We start from the raw sequence: 16,783 nt of genomic DNA on the forward strand, positions 1-16,783 counted from the left end.
TAATCTTTGGGTTTTTAAATTTAACGTCCACCTGGCGTCCTGCCCGATGGGGTTGTTTCACATCCCCGAGGCATCCTTGCGGCGGGGTGAAAAGACATAATCAGGCCGATTGAGGCAATACCTGGCGTATATATGCCAGCGCCCGCTCGACCACTTCGTCCAACGACATGTGCGTGGAATCAAGCACCAGCGCATCAGGTGCCGGTACCAACGGCGCAACCGAACGATTACGGTCACGATCGTCACGCTCTTTAATCTCGGACAAAAGACGTTCAAAGTTAACATTAAAGCCTTTCGCCTGCAACTGGAGCATACGACGTTTAGCGCGCTCTTCTGCGCTGGCATCCAGAAATATCTTCACCGGCGCGTCGGGAAATACGACGGTTCCCATGTCGCGACCATCGGCAATCAGCCCTGGCGCATCGCGAAATGCCCGTTGACGGCGCAACAGCGCTTCACGAACGCGCGGAAATACCGCAGCCTGAGACGCCGTATTGCCGACTTCCTGGGTTCGGATTTCATTGCTGACATCTTCGCCCTCCAGAATCACTTTCAGTTGCCCATCGTCTTCCGGCACAAATCGCACATCCAGATGCGACGCTATCGGCACCAACGCTTCTTCAGACGAAATATCTACCTGATGGTGCAAAGCCGCCAATGCCAGTACGCGATAAATCGCGCCAGAATCCAACAGATTCCACTGCAGCGCCTTCGCCAACGCTTTGCATAAGGTCCCCTTGCCTGCGCCACCGGGCCCGTCAACCGTAATTACCGGTGCAGTCACCGCCATTTCTCACTCCTTCAAAACCGGAAAATCGCATGTCATTGCAGACAATATACCGGGCTATTATACCCTGCTGAGGCAGTAAGCGTGAGATTAAAGGCTTATTACTGCAGAAAATCGCGCAAATATTGTCATCCCCAGAGCATAACGCTAAACAATCGCGCACAGAGCTATCGCGTTTAGCCTGTGCGCAAAGTACTAATTATGCTGACTCAGGCGCTCCAGTTGCTGGAAATAATCCGGAAATGTTTTGGCGGTACATTTGGGGTCGAGGATTGTAACCGGCGTATCAGACAGCGCCACCAGGGAGAAGCACATCGCCATGCGGTGATCATTATACGTTCCGATTTCAGCCGCTTTCAGTTGTGTCGGCGGCGTAATGCGGATGTAGTCATGCCCTTCTTCTACTTCAGCGCCAACCTTACGCAGTTCCGTCGCCATAGCAGCCAAACGATCGGTTTCTTTTACACGCCAGTTGTAGATATTGCGCAGCGTCGTCGTTCCGCCCTCGGCAAATAACGCCGCCGTAGCGATGGTCATCGCCGCATCAGGGATATGGTTCATATCCATATCAATCGCGTGAAGTTCCCCGCGCTGACATTCAATATAGTCGTCGCCCCAGCCTATCCGGGCTCCCATTTTCTCCAATACATCGGCAAAAAGGATATCACCTTGTACGCTGTTACGACCGACGCCGGTCACACGTACCGTCCCTCCCCGGATAGCGGCGGCCGCCAAAAAGTAGGAGGCGGACGACGCATCGCCTTCCACCAAGTAATGCCCTGGTGACTGGTACTGCTGATTACCTGCAACCACAAAGGTCTGGTAATCATCATTGAGCACCGTGATGCCAAAGGTTTCCATCATATGCAGGGTAATATCGATGTAGGGCTTGGAAACCAGCTCGCCCTTGATGCTGATACGCGTATCCTGCACCGCCAACGGCGCCGCCATTAACAATGCGGTAAGGAACTGACTTGATACCGAGCCGTCGACACTGATCTCTCCACCCTGAAAACCGCCTGACAAGCGCAGCGGCGGGTAGTTTTCCTGTTCCAGATAGTCGATACGAGCGCCTCCCTGACGCAATGCATCCACCAGATGGCCGATCGGGCGTTCTTTCATGCGCGGCTCACCGGTCAATACGATATCGCCCTCTGTCAGGCATAACGCCGCGGCCAACGGGCGCATGGCCGTTCCGGCATTCCCCAGAAACAGCTCCAGCGGAGCAGATGCGGTTAATGGAGTACCTAAACCAACAATTTCGCACTCGGTACGATTAGCAGACAGGCGATACTCCACACCTAACGCACTCAGCGCATTGAGCATGTGGCGAATATCATCGCTATCCAGCAAATTAGTCAGGTGCGTAGTGCCTTTAGCCAACGCAGCCAATAACAAAGCGCGATTCGAAACGCTTTTGGAACCAGGCAGATTGATCGTACCGTTAATTAATGAGATCGGTTGTAGGGTCAGGGATTCCTGCATGTGAAACATGTTCTCCAAAAGTTTACATAAAAACCCCGGCCAGATAACCGGGGTTAAAAATCAGCAACAGCACGTTATCGCGCTATATTTATCAAGTTATCAGCCGTGACGGCGTTCGAAATCGGCCATAAACTCCGTCAACGCTTTTACGCCATCCAGCGGCATGGCATTGTAAATGGACGCACGCATACCGCCGACAACACGGTGTCCTTTCAACGCCTGCAACCCGGCGGCCTGCGCTTCCTGCAGGAAGATCGGATCCAGCGCGGCATCCGCTAACTGGAACGGCACGTTCATGCGGGAACGGCTGGCGGGCAAAACGTCATTGCGATAAAAATCGCTGCCGTCAATAGCGGCATACAGCAGATCCGCTTTAGCCTGATTGCGTTTTTCCATCTCCAGCAAGCCGCCCTGTTCTTTCAACCACTTGAACACCAGACCAGACAGATACCAGGCAAATGTCGGCGGTGTGTTAAACATGGAGTCGTTCTCAAACAGAATCTTATAATCCAAAATAGACGGCAGTTCGCGACGCGCTTTGCCAAGCAGATCATCGCGCACAATGACCAGCGTCAGGCCGGCTGGCCCCACGTTTTTCTGCGCACCGGCATAGATCACGCCATAACGGCTGACATCCAGTGGACGAGACAGGATACTGGAGGAATAATCCGCCACGACGATTTTGTCGCCAAAGTCAGGCTCTTCTTCGATCGCCAGCCCATCTATCGTTTCATTCGGGCAGTAATGCACGTACGCCGCATCATCCGACAACGCCCACTCACGCATCGGTTTAATGCCGCGCAGGCCATCAACACGGGTTTTCACGTCAATCACATTAGGCGTGAGATATTTCTCAGCTTCTTTAACTGCGCTGTGCGCCCAATAACCGCCATCAATATAATCTGCCGTCGTGCTTTCACCCAGCAAATTAAGCGGAACCGCGGCAAACTGCGCGCGGGCACCGCCATGACAGAATAACACTTTGTAATTTGAGGGGATTTTCAACAAATCACGCAAATCCTGCTCAGACTCGCTGGCTACCTGCATGAACTCTTTGCTACGGTGGCTGATTTCCATCACCGATGTGCCCAGTCCATGCCAGTTACAAAGTTCTTGTTCCGCACGACGCAACACTTCCACCGGTAACATGGCCGGACCCGCACTAAAATTAAAAACCTGAGTCATTTCCCCTCACCACATATTCAATAGCGACCTGTCTGTGTCGCATCAGTTTACCCTGCTATCGGTTTTATCACTCGTCTTTCATACCTGCAACGCTTATTACCCTGCCGCCTGAAAAGTTGCGCACTCGTCCGCCTGTTATTGTGTCTGTCAACATATCGGTTACAACATGGTCTGGAGACGCTGCGCAATATGCAACATGCGAGATAGAGTCGATACACAAAACCACGTATGATGCAGCCTCCTCATAACATATTCAGGTTCGAACCATGACCCAAACGTTTATCCCAGGCAAAGACGCCGCCCTGGAAGATTCCATCGCCCGTTTTCAACAACAGCTCCTCGACCTGGGGTTCAACATCGAAGAAGCATCCTGGCTGAACCCGGTGCCCAATGTCTGGTCGGTACATATCCGCGACCGCGACTGTGCGCTGTGTTTCACCAATGGTAAAGGCGCGACCCGAAAAGCGGCGCTGGCTTCCGCGTTGGGTGAATACTTCGAACGTCTGTCCACCAACTATTTTTTCGCCGATTTCTATCTGGGTCGGCAGATTGCCGAAGGCGAATTCGTTCATTACCCTGACGAGAAGTGGTTCCCGCTTCCTGAAGACGACAGCCTGCCGGAAGGCATTCTTGACGCCCGTCTGCACGCCTTCTATGACCCGGACCAACAGCTTGTCGCCAGCGATCTCGTCGATCTGCAGTCCGGCAATCACAGCCGTGGCATCTGCGCGTTGCCGTTTACCCGCCAGTCTGATCAGCAAACAATCTATATTCCGATGAATATCATCGGAAATTTGTACGTGTCTAACGGCATGTCTGCGGGGAATACCCGCAATGAAGCCCGCGTGCAAGGGCTGTCGGAAGTATTTGAACGCTATGTGAAGAACCGGATTATCGCCGAAGCCATCAGCCTGCCAGCAATTCCGGCGGAGGTTCTATCACGCTATCCTGGTGTGGTGGAAGCCATCGCCACGCTGGAACAGGAAGGCTTCCCGATCTTCGCCTATGACGCATCGCTGGGCGGTCAGTATCCGGTGATCTGCGTCGTACTGTTCAACCCGGCCAATGGTACCTGTTTTGCATCGTTTGGCGCACACCCGGATTTCGGCGTAGCGTTGGAGCGTACCGTCACGGAATTGCTGCAGGGCCGGGGACTGAAAGATCTCGACGTGTTCACACCGCCGACGTTCGACAATGAAGAAGTGGCCGAACACACCAATCTGGAAACCCATTTTATCGACTCCAGCGGCTTGATTTCCTGGGATCTGTTTAAAACACAGCCAGATTATACCTTCGTCGACTGGGATTTCAGCGGTACCACGGAACAGGAATTCGCAACACTGATGGCCATCTTCAATAAAGAAGATAAAGAAGTGTATATCGCGGATTACGAGCATCTGTCGGTATACGCCTGCCGCATTCTGGTGCCGGGCATGTCGGACATCTATCCGGCAGAAGACCTGTTACTGGCGAACAACAGCATGGGTGCGCATCTGCGCGAAACGCTGCTGTCTTTACCGGACAGCCAATGGGAAAAGGCGGATTATCTGGCGTTGCTGCAGCAGTTAGATGATGAGGGTCTGGATGATTTTACGCGTGTCCGCGAACTGCTGGGTATCGCCACCGGTAAAGATAACGGATGGTTTACGTTACGTATTGGCGAACTGAAATCCATGCTGGCATTGGCTGGCGGCGATCTGGAGCAAGCGCTGAGCTGGGCTGAATGGTCGCTGGATTTCAACCAATCCGTCTTTGCACCGGAACGCCGTAATTATTACCGTTGCCTGCAAACATTACTACAACTGGCACTGGAACCTGAGCGCGACCCGGCTCAATACTACGATGCTTTCGTTCGCATGTACGGCCAGGATGCCTTGGATGCCGCGAGCGCCGCTATCGCCGGTGAACAGTGCTTCTACGGACTGTTTACCGTCGATGCTGATCTGAACGCTCTGCCGGCCCATCAGTCGCTGCTGGCGGCTTATGAAAAATTGCAACGCGCTAAACGCGCACATTGGCAAACGAAATAAGCCTTGCGCCACTTAACCGGATGGCGCAAGGCGCCATCCGGTATACCGCCTCGCATGAATACCACTATGATTTCAGCGTATCGTTTATTTTTATGCTGCCTCGGCCCAATCCGGCAGTGTAGTGTTGCCCAAAGCCCACTGTATTCCTTTATTTTTGTATGGATATATTAAGTCGAGACGGGATATTTATTTTTATAAATGCATTATTGTTATCGGATGGTAAAAAATAAATTAAACAGCATAAATTTGAGGCATGAAATGACTACAAAGTCTTATTTTTTTTAACGTCAAATACGTTAATTTTTACTCCCAATTCAACTGTTTTTATAATTTTTAAAAAATATTTTTTTAATTAAAATCAGCACCTTAATGGTGAAAATGACTATAGAGTGGCTCCTGATCAGCCTAATAAATTCCTGTGGTATGATCCACGTCAAATTATGGCGAATAACCCTTTGTTAGTATCTCACCGTAGATAAATTTTAAGAGAGAGTTAGTGTGAAAGCTGACAACCCCTTCACCCTGTTATTACCATCGGCAATGGCGAAAGTCGCTGAAGATGCCGGCGTTTATAAAGCAACAAAACAACCGCTTACTGCATTTTTTCTGGCAATTACTGCCGGTGTGTTTATATCCATTGCGTTCGTTTTCTATATCACGGCTACCACCGGGTCTTCATCCATGCCGTATGGTATGGCTAAACTGATAGGGGGTATCTGTTTCTCCATGGGGTTGATGCTGGTCGTCGTCTGTGGCGCGGATTTGTTCACGTCCACCGTCCTGACCGTCATTGCCAAAGCCAGCGGGCGCATTACCTGGAAACAACTGTGGTTAAACTGGCTCAACGTTTATTTAGGCAATTTGATTGGCGCATTGTTTTTCGTCGCGCTCATCTGGTTTTCCGGTGAGCACATGGTGGCGAATGGCGCCTGGGGCCTGAATGTGTTGCAGACGGCTAATCACAAGCTGGAGCATACTTTCATCGAGGCTTTATGCCTTGGGATACTGGCAAACCTGCTGGTCTGTCTGGCTGTCTGGATGAGTTATTCCGGCCGTACGCTGACTGACAAAATGCTGGCCATGATTCTGCCTGTCGCGATGTTCGTCGCCAGCGGCTTCGAGCACAGTATCGCCAACATGTTCATGATCCCGATGGGGATTGTAGTTAAGAATTTTGCTCCAGAGGCATTCTGGCACGCCATCAGCATGACGCCGAGCCAGTTTGAGCACTTAACCATCAGCAATTTTATTGTCGACAACCTGATCCCCGTCACGCTCGGCAACATCATTGGCGGTGGACTGCTGGTAGGGTTAACTTACTGGGCCATTTATTTGCGCGGTGGAGATCAGCACTAAGCTGCTGTCGGCCGCAACGTCGGGTTATAAAAATCCAAATCAAAGGTAGGTGTAATATGACCGAACTTAATCAGAAACTCGCCCAGGCTTGGGAAGGTTTTAGCAAAGGCGAATGGCAGAATGGCGTCAACGTGCGTGACTTCATTCAGAAAAACTATGCGCCGTATGAAGGTGATGAATCCTTTTTGGCTGGTGCTACCCCGGCAACGACTAAACTGTGGGATGCCGTTATGGAAGGCATCAAACAGGAAAACCGCACTCACGCGCCGGTTGACTTCGATACCAATGTAGCGGCTACCATTACCTCTCATGATGCCGGTTATATCAACCAGAAACTGGAACAAATCGTCGGTCTGCAGACCGATGCGCCATTGAAACGTGCGCTGATTCCGTTCGGCGGTATCAAAATGGTTGAAGGCTCCTGCAAGGTTTATGGCCGTGAACTGGATCCGCAACTGAAAAAAATCTTCACCGAATACCGTAAAACCCACAACCAGGGCGTATTCGATGTTTATACTCCGGATATCCTGCGCTGCCGTAAATCCGGCGTGCTGACCGGTCTGCCGGACGCTTACGGCCGTGGCCGTATCATCGGCGACTACCGTCGCGTGGCTCTGTACGGTATCGACTACCTGATGGCGGACAAATTCGCCCAGTTCACTTCCCTGCAGTCCAAACTGGAAAACGGTGAAGATCTGGAGGCGACTATCCGCCTGCGTGAAGAAATCGCTGACCAGCACCACGCTCTGTCGCAAATCAAAGAGATGGCGGCGAAGTATGGCTGCGATATCTCTGGCCCGGCAACTAACGCCAAAGAAGCGGTTCAGTGGACTTACTTCGGCTATCTGGCCGCGGTGAAATCCCAGAACGGTGCCGCCATGTCCTTCGGTCGCGTGTCCACCTTCCTAGATATCTTCATCGAACGTGACCTGAAAGCGGGCAAAATCACCGAACAGGACGCTCAGGAACTGATCGACCATCTGGTGATGAAACTGCGTATGGTGCGTTTCCTGCGTACTCCGGAATACGATGAACTGTTCTCTGGCGACCCGATCTGGGCAACCGAATCACTGGCTGGTATGGGTATCGACGGCCGTACGCTGGTTACCAAAAACAGCTTCCGTTTCCTGAACACCCTGTACACTATGGGGCCGTCTCCGGAACCGAACATGACCATTCTGTGGTCTGAAAAACTGCCGCTGAACTTCAAAAAATTCGCTGCGAAAGTATCTATCGACACATCCTCTCTGCAGTACGAGAACGATGACCTGATGCGTCCGGACTTCAACAACGACGATTACGCTATCGCTTGTTGCGTAAGCCCGATGGTTGTCGGCAAACAAATGCAGTTCTTCGGCGCTCGCGCTAACCTGGCGAAGACCATGCTGTACGCGATTAACGGCGGCGTGGACGAAAAACTGAAAATGCAGGTCGGCCCGAAATCCGAACCGATCAAAGGCGATGTGCTGAACTTTGATGAAGTGATGGAGCGTATGGATCACTTCATGGATTGGCTGGCTAAACAGTACGTCACCGCACTGAATATCATCCACTACATGCACGACAAGTACAGCTATGAAGCATCTCTGATGGCGCTGCATGACCGTGACGTATTCCGTACTATGGCGTGTGGTATTGCGGGTCTGTCTGTAGCGGCTGACTCCCTGTCTGCGATTAAATATGCCAAAGTAAAACCAGTACGTGATGAAAACGGTCTGGCGGTCGACTTTGACATCGAAGGCGAATACCCGCAGTTCGGTAACAACGATTCACGCGTTGATGACCTGGCTTGTGATCTGGTTGAACGTTTCATGAAGAAAATTCAGAAACTGAATACCTACCGTGGTGCGACCCCGACTCAGTCCGTACTGACCATTACGTCCAACGTGGTATACGGTAAGAAAACCGGTAACACCCCGGATGGCCGTCGCGCTGGTGCGCCGTTCGGACCGGGTGCCAACCCGATGCACGGTCGTGACCAGAAGGGTGCCGTTGCCTCTCTGACGTCTGTGGCTAAACTGCCGTTCGCCTACGCGAAAGATGGTATCTCTTATACTTTCTCTATCGTGCCGAACGCGCTGGGTAAAGATGATGACGTGCGTAAAACCAACCTTGCGGGCCTGATGGATGGTTACTTCCACCACGAAGCCAGCATCGAAGGCGGCCAGCACCTGAACGTCAACGTGATGAACCGTGAAATGCTGCTCGACGCAATGGAAAACCCGGAAAAATATCCGCAGTTGACCATTCGTGTGTCTGGTTATGCCGTTCGCTTTAACTCGCTGACTAAAGAACAGCAGCAGGATGTTATTACCCGTACTTTCACACAGTCCATGTAATTACATGTCTGTCTGAAAAGGCGTAAACTAAAGGCTCCACATCGGTGGGGCCTTTTTATAACGGGTTTTGCCCGTCTCCTTTGTGGGCTGCCGTAAGCAGCACTAAAAATTTCCCCAGTGAAATTTTTTCACCGCTCCCGCCGAATAACTCAGAACCTGTTTTGTCAGCCGGCTATCAATTCCCGGCTGGCGGGCTGACAAAACAGATTCGACGCAGAACAACAGCGTTGTAGCCCTGCGTGCTACGTTGTTGTTACTGCGCTCATTGCAGGCCGCTATTTCCCGGCCCAACCTGGAGAAACCTCGCATGTCAGTTATTGGTCGCATTCACTCTTTCGAATCCTGTGGCACGGTTGACGGCCCCGGCATCCGCTTCATCACCTTCTTTCAGGGATGCCTGATGCGTTGCCTCTACTGCCACAACCGCGACACCTGGGACACTCATGGCGGCAAGGAAGTGACGGTAGAAGAGTTAATGAAGGAAGTCGTGACCTATCGCCATTTTATGAATGCATCCGGCGGCGGCGTGACGGCATCCGGCGGCGAGGCCATTCTGCAAGCCGAGTTCGTCCGTGACTGGTTCCGCGCCTGCCATGAGCAAGGCATCAATACTTGTCTTGATACCAACGGTTTCGTCCGCCGCTACGACCCGGTCATTGACGAACTGCTGGATGTCACCGACCTGGTCATGCTGGATCTCAAACAGCTCAACGACGAGGTGCATCAGAATTTGGTCGGAGTATCCAACCACCGCACGCTGGAATTTGCCCGTTATCTCGCCAAACGCAATCAACGCACCTGGATCCGCTATGTTGTCGTCCCTGACTGGAGCGATGACGATGCCTCCGCACATTTGTTGGGTGAATTTACCAAAGAGATGAGCAATATCGAGAAAATCGAACTCTTGCCTTATCACGAGTTGGGTAAACACAAATGGACAGCCATGGGCGAGGAATACAAGCTGGATGGCATCAAGCCGCCTAAGGCTGATACCATGGACCGCATTAAGTCTATTCTGACCAGTTACGGTCACAAAGTTGTGTACTGAGGGTTACGCCGTTCCGTCGGCCAGCGTTACACATCACCTGGCTGGCGTTGACTACCATTGATTAACGCACTAATCAGTGCTGCCGCCACCAACAAGAAAACGCCAGTCAATACCCACAGATACGACATGACTGGCCGATTCATGCCGACATGCTCGTCGTCATCACCCTGCTTTCCATACTTTTGCTTTATCACAATCCAGAGCAAGCCAGCACTATAAAAACACATCATGCTATGCATTATGTAACACAAGACAGTAACGTTATTTGATGCGGCGTACTGGAGAAGCGAAGGGAGTCGTGCATAATCACGCCATGGCGTGGTAACTGCTTCAAACGAGGCGAAATACACGGGCTACAGGGAAAATACATTGAATAAATTAGGTTTATTTCAATGTTAATTGCAACAGCCATACCCGACATAATTCAGGTTACCGGCCGGTTAGCTCGCATTTTGTGCAATTAACCGTTTTTGCCCGGCGAGACGATATTCGTCGCCTTATCCGCGGCTTGCTACCGTCTCCACAAGGCAGTGCCTACGCGCTTGTAACCTGATGATTGGCGGGCGGTATATGTGTTCAGGGGCACATCATGCGGCTCGATAAACTGGAAATTCGCTGGCTAAAGTTATTTTGTAAAATTGTTGAAAACAAAGGCATAACCAATGCACAAGACGCCACCGGATTGAGCCAGCCAGTTCTCAGTCATTACCTTTCCCGGCTGGAAGACACATTGGGGTTGATTTTGTGCGAACGCGGCCGGGGTGGCTTTGCGCTGACGACCGAAGGTGAATTGGTCTATCAGGAAGCGCGTTCGGTGATTGCCACATTGGATGATTTCGCCAATCGATTGGCGCGTATCAAGCATGAACTTATCGGCGAGGTACGGCTTGGCTGCCTGGATAATATTGTTTCCCATCCGGATCAAGCGGTTGCGCGGGCAATACGTCGCTTGCTGGAGTTAAGCCCCGATGCATCGATGAACCTGCACATCAGCGACCATCAATCGCTGATGGCGCGGTTACGCAACGGTGAGTTGGATATCGTGCTCACCGTCCTGTCGAATGATGTTCCACCCGATATCTTCTTCCAGCCCGCTTTCATTGAATACAGTGCATTTTACGCGGCAACCGAACAGGCAGAACGTATTGAGCAAGCGTGGCGTGGCGGCACCCTAAACCCGAAACGACTGCTGATTGGCGGTTACGATATCAATGAAGTTTGTAAGCAATTAGGGCCCGTCGCCAAACAGGGGCAACAAGGCATCGCCTACAGTGAGGAAGGATGTATGCTGTTAATTCTGGCGGGTACTCATGTGGGCTTCCTGCCGAACCATTATGCCTCACGCTGGGTACAAGAAGGAAAACTGGTGGCAATCGCCCCAGAGAAGTTGCAACTCAGCAGCATCTTTTACCTGGTTCGCAATGCCAAACAGCGACTGAGCCCGGTTGCCGAAGTCCTGTGGAATAACATCGTCGAAATCGGGCGCCTCTCTCCCGGCAACCACCAACATCGACGATGCGACAAACAATAATGGGCCGGATCACACAGCCAGCGGCCGGGGATGATGATCCGCTTTTTTCAACAGGATAATCAGATATCCCAGGGACACGGCAGCAATCAAAACAAACAATAATTGATCGGAATAGGTCTGCATCAGCATCGCGGCCAGACTTGGCCCACAGAGACTACCAATGGTGTAGCTCAGCAGTAATGCCTGATTCATGGCGACCAGCTCATTAGGCGCCACCTTCTCACACGCCCATGACATCGCAACCGGATAGAGCGTAAAACCGGCGGCACCGAGCAAAAACAACGACGGCGCCATGCTATATCGCCCTGGAAGCCACATGGCCAGTGAGCCAAGAATCACCGCAAAAACCAGTACACGCAGCACCAACAATCGGCCATAACGATCCGCCAGCCGCCCGACCGGCCATTGCCCCAGAATACCCGCGCTGATTAATAATGCCATCCAATAGCCTACACTGGCATCGCTCATACCTTGATGCGCAAGATACAACGGCATCAATCCATACAGTGAACCAAGAATAACCCCGGAAATGACGCAACCCTGGATGCCCAAACGGGCGGAGCGATAGCGTAGCATTCGCCAGACGTTAACGCGTTGCGTCACAGGCTGCGGCGGCGGAATACGTGCAAACAGCAAAGGTAACGCCGCCAGTAATACCAGCGCCACCAGCCAGGGCAAAATACTGAGCAATGCCGTAGGCACTATTCCAAGCAGCAATTGCCCCATTACGCTGCCCAGATAGTACGCCATCATATACGCCGCCAGCAGTTGACCGCGATTAAGTGCATTGCCGCTGCAAAGGAGAGCACTTTCTACAACCACCCAAATCAGCGCACAGGCAATACCGGCGACAAAACGCCACAGAATCCAGCTCCCGATATCCGAAGACAATGCCAGCGCCGCCGTCGCCAACCCAAACAGCAGCACAGCCAGATAATAGCTACGGTTAAAACCATAACGTCGGATCAACCCGCCCGCCGCCAACGTACCGACCAAATTCCCGCTGAAATAGGCCGAACCGACCACGCCAACCTGCCAAACCGGCAATTGACGATCATTAAGCCACAATGGTACCAGCGTATTGAGAACAGCCAGACAAACAGTAAGCAGCAACAGCCCGCAGAGCAGCAGCAAAACCGGGCGCGTATAGGTTGACATGGAGAGGCAAACCAGAAAGAAAGGATGATTTGCGCGCATCATGCCACTGGTAATAGCAAAGTCAATTCTCTTATCACCAGCAGCCGCACAATTTGCTCATACACCACGATACCGGCAGCCCGGCGCAGTATCAGCGGCGTGAAACCCGTTTCCACTCCAGGTTGCCGTCGAACCAGTCGGCAAGAAAATCCACCAGTGCTCGCAACGCCGGCGACATCCGCTCACGGGAATGGTACACCGCGTAAATATCCAGTTCTTGTGGTTGTACCTCGGGAAACAACGCGATAAGCCGTTTACTGGCGATCAGATCCGTGACGGAATAAACCGGCTGCAAACTTATGCCGGCGCCATTCAACGCCGCCTCCAGTAGAGTCAGCGAATCATTGGCGCTGAAACTGCCACTAACCGGTACGGCTATCGTTTCCCCCTTCCGGATGAATTGCCACAGGCTTTTGCCGAAAAATGAATAAGTCAGGCAATCATGCACGGCGAGCTCTTCCACCCGTTGCGGCGTCCCCTGAGCGGCCAGGTAAGACGGCGCCGCGCACACCACTGACGGGCAACCGCCCAATCGACGGGCAATTAACCCTGGATCCAACTGACTGGTGATCCGGATCGCCAGATCAATACGCTCCTCAATCAGGTTCAGAGTATGGCTTGCCACCTGCAGGTCGACCGCTGTTTTGGGGTAACGCCGAAGATAGGCCGTGATCGCCTCGACCAATGTTGTCTGCGCCAATGAAGGTGAGCAGGTTAACCGCATTAATCCAGCCGGCTCCATCTTTTCACGGGCGGGCCTATCCAGCTTTTGCGATACCGCCAGCAATTCGCGGCAGTATTGCAATACCGTTTCCCCTTCGGTGGTCAGACTCAGTTGACGGGTACTGCGATGCAATAATCGCGCGTCAGCCCAGCGTTCCATTTCAGCCAGATACCGGGTCACCATCGCGCGGGACATCTCCAGAGCATCAGCGGCACCCGTCAGGCTACCCTGTTCGGTGATGGCGACAAACACCTGAGCGGCGGTAATTCTATCCATTATATGTCCGTTTTTTGCAACAAAGCTGCGCGAAAGACAGGGTTTTTCTTTATAAAAATGAAATTTACCATGACGCCATCTCATTCAGAAAGGAGTATTCCCTATGTTAAAGCACACCCTACTCGCCACCCTCTTCGCTTCTATGGCGTTTTCCGCATCCGCCGCGCTGAAGATAGACGTATATAACCCTGGAGAAAAATCCGTCTTCCCGGTGTCATCTGAAATCATCACCGGTGAGCACGATGCGTTACTTATTGATGCCCAGTTTCAGCGCAATGATGCAGAAAAACTGGTAGAGAAAATCCGGGCTACCGGCAAGAACCTGAAAACGATCTATATCAGTCATCATGATCCGGATTTCTACTTTGGTCTGGATGTGTTGAAAACCGCTTTCCCTAATGCGCAAATTGTCGCCACACCACAAACTATCGCCGCCATTAACGCGACCAAAGAAAAGAAAGTGGCTTACTGGGGACCGATTCTAAAAGATAATGCGCCGAAGCAGGTGGTGGTCCCTCAGGCGCTGAATGCCGACCATCTCACACTTGAAGGCAACAAGATTGATATCATTGGCCTGAAAGGTGCAACGCCGGATCGTACGTTTGTCTGGGTTCCATCACTGAAAACGGTGGTTGGCGGCGTGCATACCGCAGCCAATATCCATGTATGGATTGCCGACACGCAGACGGCGACCTCTCGCCAACACTGGCTGAAGGATCTGGATGCTATCGACAAGCTCAAGCCAACCACGGTGGTACCGAGCCACTATCTGCCGAATAAAGACGGCTCTGCGCCCTGGTCGCCACAAAATGTCACCTTCACACGTAATTATCTGAAAACTTTTGAGAAGAATATTCCATCATCAGCCAATAGCACCGCACTGGTTAATGCAATGAAGCAGGCTTATCCGAATCTCGGTGAAGAAGGCTCACTGGAGCTGGGCGCCAAAGTCATTAAAGGCGAGATGCAGTGGCCCTGAGATAACACGGCTAATATCCGCGGCGGCCGCAAGGCGGCTTGCCTCGGCTATCGCACTGTGGCTACTTTTCTTTCAGGTTTGCGATCTGTGATCGCAGAACAGGGAGGATAAAATTACGCCATTCCCTGCTAACTCTCAGGAAATAGACAATAATTAAGATAGAGCGTCACACAAGTAGTTAGCGGTTGCCATTCTGGCACACGCCCGGGAAGGTTTGTGGCGCGATAACCAGTCTCTTTCCCTTTGCTGATGTGCCCCACCTATCGGGCAACATACGGAGCGTATGAATGAACAGGCTACACTACATCTTCGATCCCCTGTGCGGTTGGTGCTATGCCGCAGCGCCGTTAATCCATGCAGCTCGCAAAATTGAAGGGCTGCCAGTCGTGCTACATGCCGGCGGCATGATGACCGGGCCGAACCGCCGCCGTATCACGCCCGAATGGCGGGACTACGTTCAACCACACGATCGCCGCATTGCCCAGATGAGCGGCCAGCCCTTCGGCGATGGCTATTTCAATGGCTTACTGTGGGACGTCACCGCGACACTGGATTCGGAACCGCCCACAACGGCAATTCTGGCGGCCGAAGAATTAGGCGGCCGCGGGCTTGATTTACTTGAGCGTCTGCAACGTGCTCATTATGTTGAAGGATTGAGCATCTCTGAAGTATCGGTATTAATGAAAATGGCGGTGGAAATCGGCCTGCCATTAGATGATTTTGAAAATACCTATACGCGCTGGCGCGGTTTACCAACCCGGAAGCATATCGAGGAAAGTCGCCAATGGCTGACTCAATCAGGCGGTGCTGGTTTCCCAACCATAGTCTTTGCGGTAGATGATATCTTTACCACATTGAATATCGCACCCTGGCTAGGTCGGCCAGACGACTGGTTCAACTACCTGGTAAAACTGGTAAAAGAAAACCAGTAGGCTATTGTTCATCCTATCGCTCCAACCCGTTTTTTCACGACCGATGCGATGCGCCGTAGGAAATCGCGGGCTAACTCAATGATGTGATGCCGGGCGTGCATCTCATCATTGACGCCTGCGCCATATCCAGGCTCGTCAGCCGACACGTGCGTTCAGGTATATCCCCAGCTTTCCGCCGGGAAGGCTGGCTAATAGAACAACGCTTTTTCTTTCTGAATCACTTGGAAACGCGTTTGCCAATCCCGCAATGTGATACGGGTTAACCGCGCAACCCCCTGATAAAACGGATGACGGCAGTGATGCTCCAGCAAATCCAAATAGCGCATCGCCCAAGGCAGTAAATGTTCGCTCAGCAGCTCCGGCAGGCTGTCCGGTTGGTTTTCCGCACACCAGGCAGCCAGCATCAACATCAGACCGATATGATCCTCGGGCTCATGACGATCGCACCGTGGTTCAATGCCCAGATCACGCAACCAACGCCGTAGCGCCAGTGTCGAATCACCAAACAAAACATTGTGCCGATCAAGGTATACCGACCCCCAAGGCGGCGCGGGAATGCCCTCATCACCACGGAGAAATCGCCGCCAGGCGAGTGATACCCGTTCATCGTAACCGGGTTGCAAGCCCAGTTGGATCTGCCGGGCCGCCATGACGATCTCGTTCCGCTTGCCGCAAGGCCATGTCCGTTGCCATGCCGACTGTCGCAGCCGTTCGATTAACCTCGCATTCTGTTCATCATCGGGTGCGTAATAGAGCAAAGCCCCCAGTAGCCGCCCTGTCAGGCTGACAATATGTTGTGGCATAATCACCTCGTTGGTTCTGTTCGCAGGAGTTATCTCCTTGTTCTCATCTTGCTGACATTTGCCTTCTCTTTGTCAAAGTGGCATTGGTCAGTGCAACTGACAAAAACTTAG

The 16,783-nt window shown here is 52.2% G+C and carries 13 protein-coding genes; 7 read left to right on the plus strand and 6 right to left on the minus strand.

Annotation, left to right across the window (positions count from 1 at the left end):
• Nucleotides 1-100: 100 nt before the first annotated feature.
• The 3 genes from cmk to serC all read right to left on the minus strand — a co-directional run bounded on the left by cmk (nucleotide 101) and on the right by serC (nucleotide 3,457).
• Nucleotides 101-790 carry a (d)CMP kinase gene (cmk, locus tag FDP13_RS01300; protein ID WP_143838292.1) on the minus strand — a complete coding sequence of 230 codons (690 nt, stop codon included), beginning with the start codon at nucleotides 788-790 and terminating at the stop codon, nucleotides 101-103.
• Between the two features lie 192 nt (nucleotides 791-982).
• A complete protein-coding gene (gene aroA / locus FDP13_RS01305) occupies nucleotides 983-2,272 on the minus strand; it encodes a 3-phosphoshikimate 1-carboxyvinyltransferase (RefSeq protein WP_012770048.1) in 1,290 nt (429 codons plus the stop codon).
• A 99-nt stretch (nucleotides 2,273-2,371) separates the two neighbouring features.
• Entirely contained in the window at nucleotides 2,372-3,457 is a 1,086-nt protein-coding gene (gene serC, locus FDP13_RS01310) for a 3-phosphoserine/phosphohydroxythreonine transaminase (protein ID WP_143838293.1), read from the minus strand.
• Nucleotides 3,458-3,723: 266 nt separating this feature from the next.
• Between serC and ycaO the strand changes: the two genes are divergently transcribed.
• From ycaO to FDP13_RS01335, 5 genes are all read left to right on the plus strand, one after another.
• Nucleotides 3,724-5,487, plus strand: coding sequence for a 30S ribosomal protein S12 methylthiotransferase accessory factor YcaO (gene ycaO, locus FDP13_RS01315; RefSeq protein ID WP_143838295.1), 1,764 nt, complete (start codon nucleotides 3,724-3,726; stop codon nucleotides 5,485-5,487).
• A gap of 498 nt (nucleotides 5,488-5,985) precedes the next feature.
• Nucleotides 5,986-6,843: a formate transporter FocA gene (gene focA / locus FDP13_RS01320; protein WP_143838297.1), complete on the plus strand. Its 858-nt coding sequence runs from the start codon at nucleotides 5,986-5,988 to the stop codon at nucleotides 6,841-6,843.
• Between the two features lie 56 nt (nucleotides 6,844-6,899).
• Nucleotides 6,900-9,182, plus strand: coding sequence for a formate C-acetyltransferase (pflB, locus tag FDP13_RS01325; RefSeq protein WP_012770052.1), 2,283 nt, complete (start codon nucleotides 6,900-6,902; stop codon nucleotides 9,180-9,182).
• 307 nt (nucleotides 9,183-9,489) lie between these two features.
• Entirely contained in the window at nucleotides 9,490-10,230 is a 741-nt protein-coding gene (gene pflA, locus FDP13_RS01330) for a pyruvate formate lyase 1-activating protein (protein ID WP_012770053.1), read from the plus strand.
• A 589-nt stretch (nucleotides 10,231-10,819) separates the two neighbouring features.
• The gene (locus FDP13_RS01335) at nucleotides 10,820-11,761 is read left to right on the plus strand and encodes a LysR family transcriptional regulator (protein WP_143838298.1); all 942 of its coding nucleotides are present in this window, start codon (nucleotides 10,820-10,822) and stop codon (nucleotides 11,759-11,761) included.
• A gap of 9 nt (nucleotides 11,762-11,770) precedes the next feature.
• On the opposite strand, the gene FDP13_RS01340 is transcribed toward FDP13_RS01335, so the two are convergent.
• Nucleotides 11,771-12,919, minus strand: a complete 1,149-nt coding sequence (locus FDP13_RS01340; protein ID WP_012770055.1) for an MFS transporter — start codon at nucleotides 12,917-12,919, stop codon at nucleotides 11,771-11,773.
• Nucleotides 12,920-13,049: 130 nt separating this feature from the next.
• Nucleotides 13,050-13,958, minus strand: a complete 909-nt coding sequence (locus FDP13_RS01345; protein ID WP_143838300.1) for a LysR family transcriptional regulator — start codon at nucleotides 13,956-13,958, stop codon at nucleotides 13,050-13,052.
• A gap of 103 nt (nucleotides 13,959-14,061) precedes the next feature.
• Between FDP13_RS01345 and FDP13_RS01350 the strand changes: the two genes are divergently transcribed.
• The gene (locus FDP13_RS01350) at nucleotides 14,062-14,937 is read left to right on the plus strand and encodes an MBL fold metallo-hydrolase (protein WP_012770057.1); all 876 of its coding nucleotides are present in this window, start codon (nucleotides 14,062-14,064) and stop codon (nucleotides 14,935-14,937) included.
• 287 nt (nucleotides 14,938-15,224) lie between these two features.
• Complete coding sequence (locus FDP13_RS01355) at nucleotides 15,225-15,869, plus strand: DsbA family protein (RefSeq protein WP_012770058.1); 645 nt, start codon at nucleotides 15,225-15,227, stop codon at nucleotides 15,867-15,869.
• Between the two features lie 188 nt (nucleotides 15,870-16,057).
• Here the strand turns inward: FDP13_RS01355 and dmsD are convergent, their stop codons facing one another.
• Nucleotides 16,058-16,672 carry a Tat proofreading chaperone DmsD gene (dmsD, locus tag FDP13_RS01360; protein WP_033575624.1) on the minus strand — a complete coding sequence of 205 codons (615 nt, stop codon included), beginning with the start codon at nucleotides 16,670-16,672 and terminating at the stop codon, nucleotides 16,058-16,060.
• Between the last annotated feature and the right edge of the window lie 111 nt (nucleotides 16,673-16,783).

It is taken from the genome of Dickeya sp. ws52, assembly GCF_007210685.1.
Classification (GTDB): Bacteria; Pseudomonadota; Gammaproteobacteria; order Enterobacterales; family Enterobacteriaceae; genus Dickeya; species Dickeya chrysanthemi.

Excerpts from the sequence above, each read along its gene's own strand:
- cmk (WP_143838292.1), bottom strand. The coding sequence starts at position 790 with ATGGCGGTGACTGCACCGGTAATTACGGTTGACGGGCCCGGTGGCGCA.
- aroA (WP_012770048.1), bottom strand. The coding sequence starts at position 2,272 with ATGCAGGAATCCCTGACCCTACAACCGATCTCATTAATTAACGGTACG.
- serC (WP_143838293.1), bottom strand. The coding sequence starts at position 3,457 with ATGACTCAGGTTTTTAATTTTAGTGCGGGTCCGGCCATGTTACCGGTG.
- ycaO (WP_143838295.1), top strand. The coding sequence starts at position 3,724 with ATGACCCAAACGTTTATCCCAGGCAAAGACGCCGCCCTGGAAGATTCC.
- pflB (WP_012770052.1), top strand. The coding sequence starts at position 6,900 with ATGACCGAACTTAATCAGAAACTCGCCCAGGCTTGGGAAGGTTTTAGC.
- pflA (WP_012770053.1), top strand. The coding sequence starts at position 9,490 with ATGTCAGTTATTGGTCGCATTCACTCTTTCGAATCCTGTGGCACGGTT.
- FDP13_RS01335 (WP_143838298.1), top strand. The coding sequence starts at position 10,820 with ATGCGGCTCGATAAACTGGAAATTCGCTGGCTAAAGTTATTTTGTAAA.
- FDP13_RS01340 (WP_012770055.1), bottom strand. The coding sequence starts at position 12,919 with ATGTCAACCTATACGCGCCCGGTTTTGCTGCTGCTCTGCGGGCTGTTG.
- FDP13_RS01345 (WP_143838300.1), bottom strand. The coding sequence starts at position 13,958 with ATGGATAGAATTACCGCCGCTCAGGTGTTTGTCGCCATCACCGAACAG.
- FDP13_RS01350 (WP_012770057.1), top strand. The coding sequence starts at position 14,062 with ATGTTAAAGCACACCCTACTCGCCACCCTCTTCGCTTCTATGGCGTTT.
- FDP13_RS01355 (WP_012770058.1), top strand. The coding sequence starts at position 15,225 with ATGAACAGGCTACACTACATCTTCGATCCCCTGTGCGGTTGGTGCTAT.
- dmsD (WP_033575624.1), bottom strand. The coding sequence starts at position 16,672 with ATGCCACAACATATTGTCAGCCTGACAGGGCGGCTACTGGGGGCTTTG.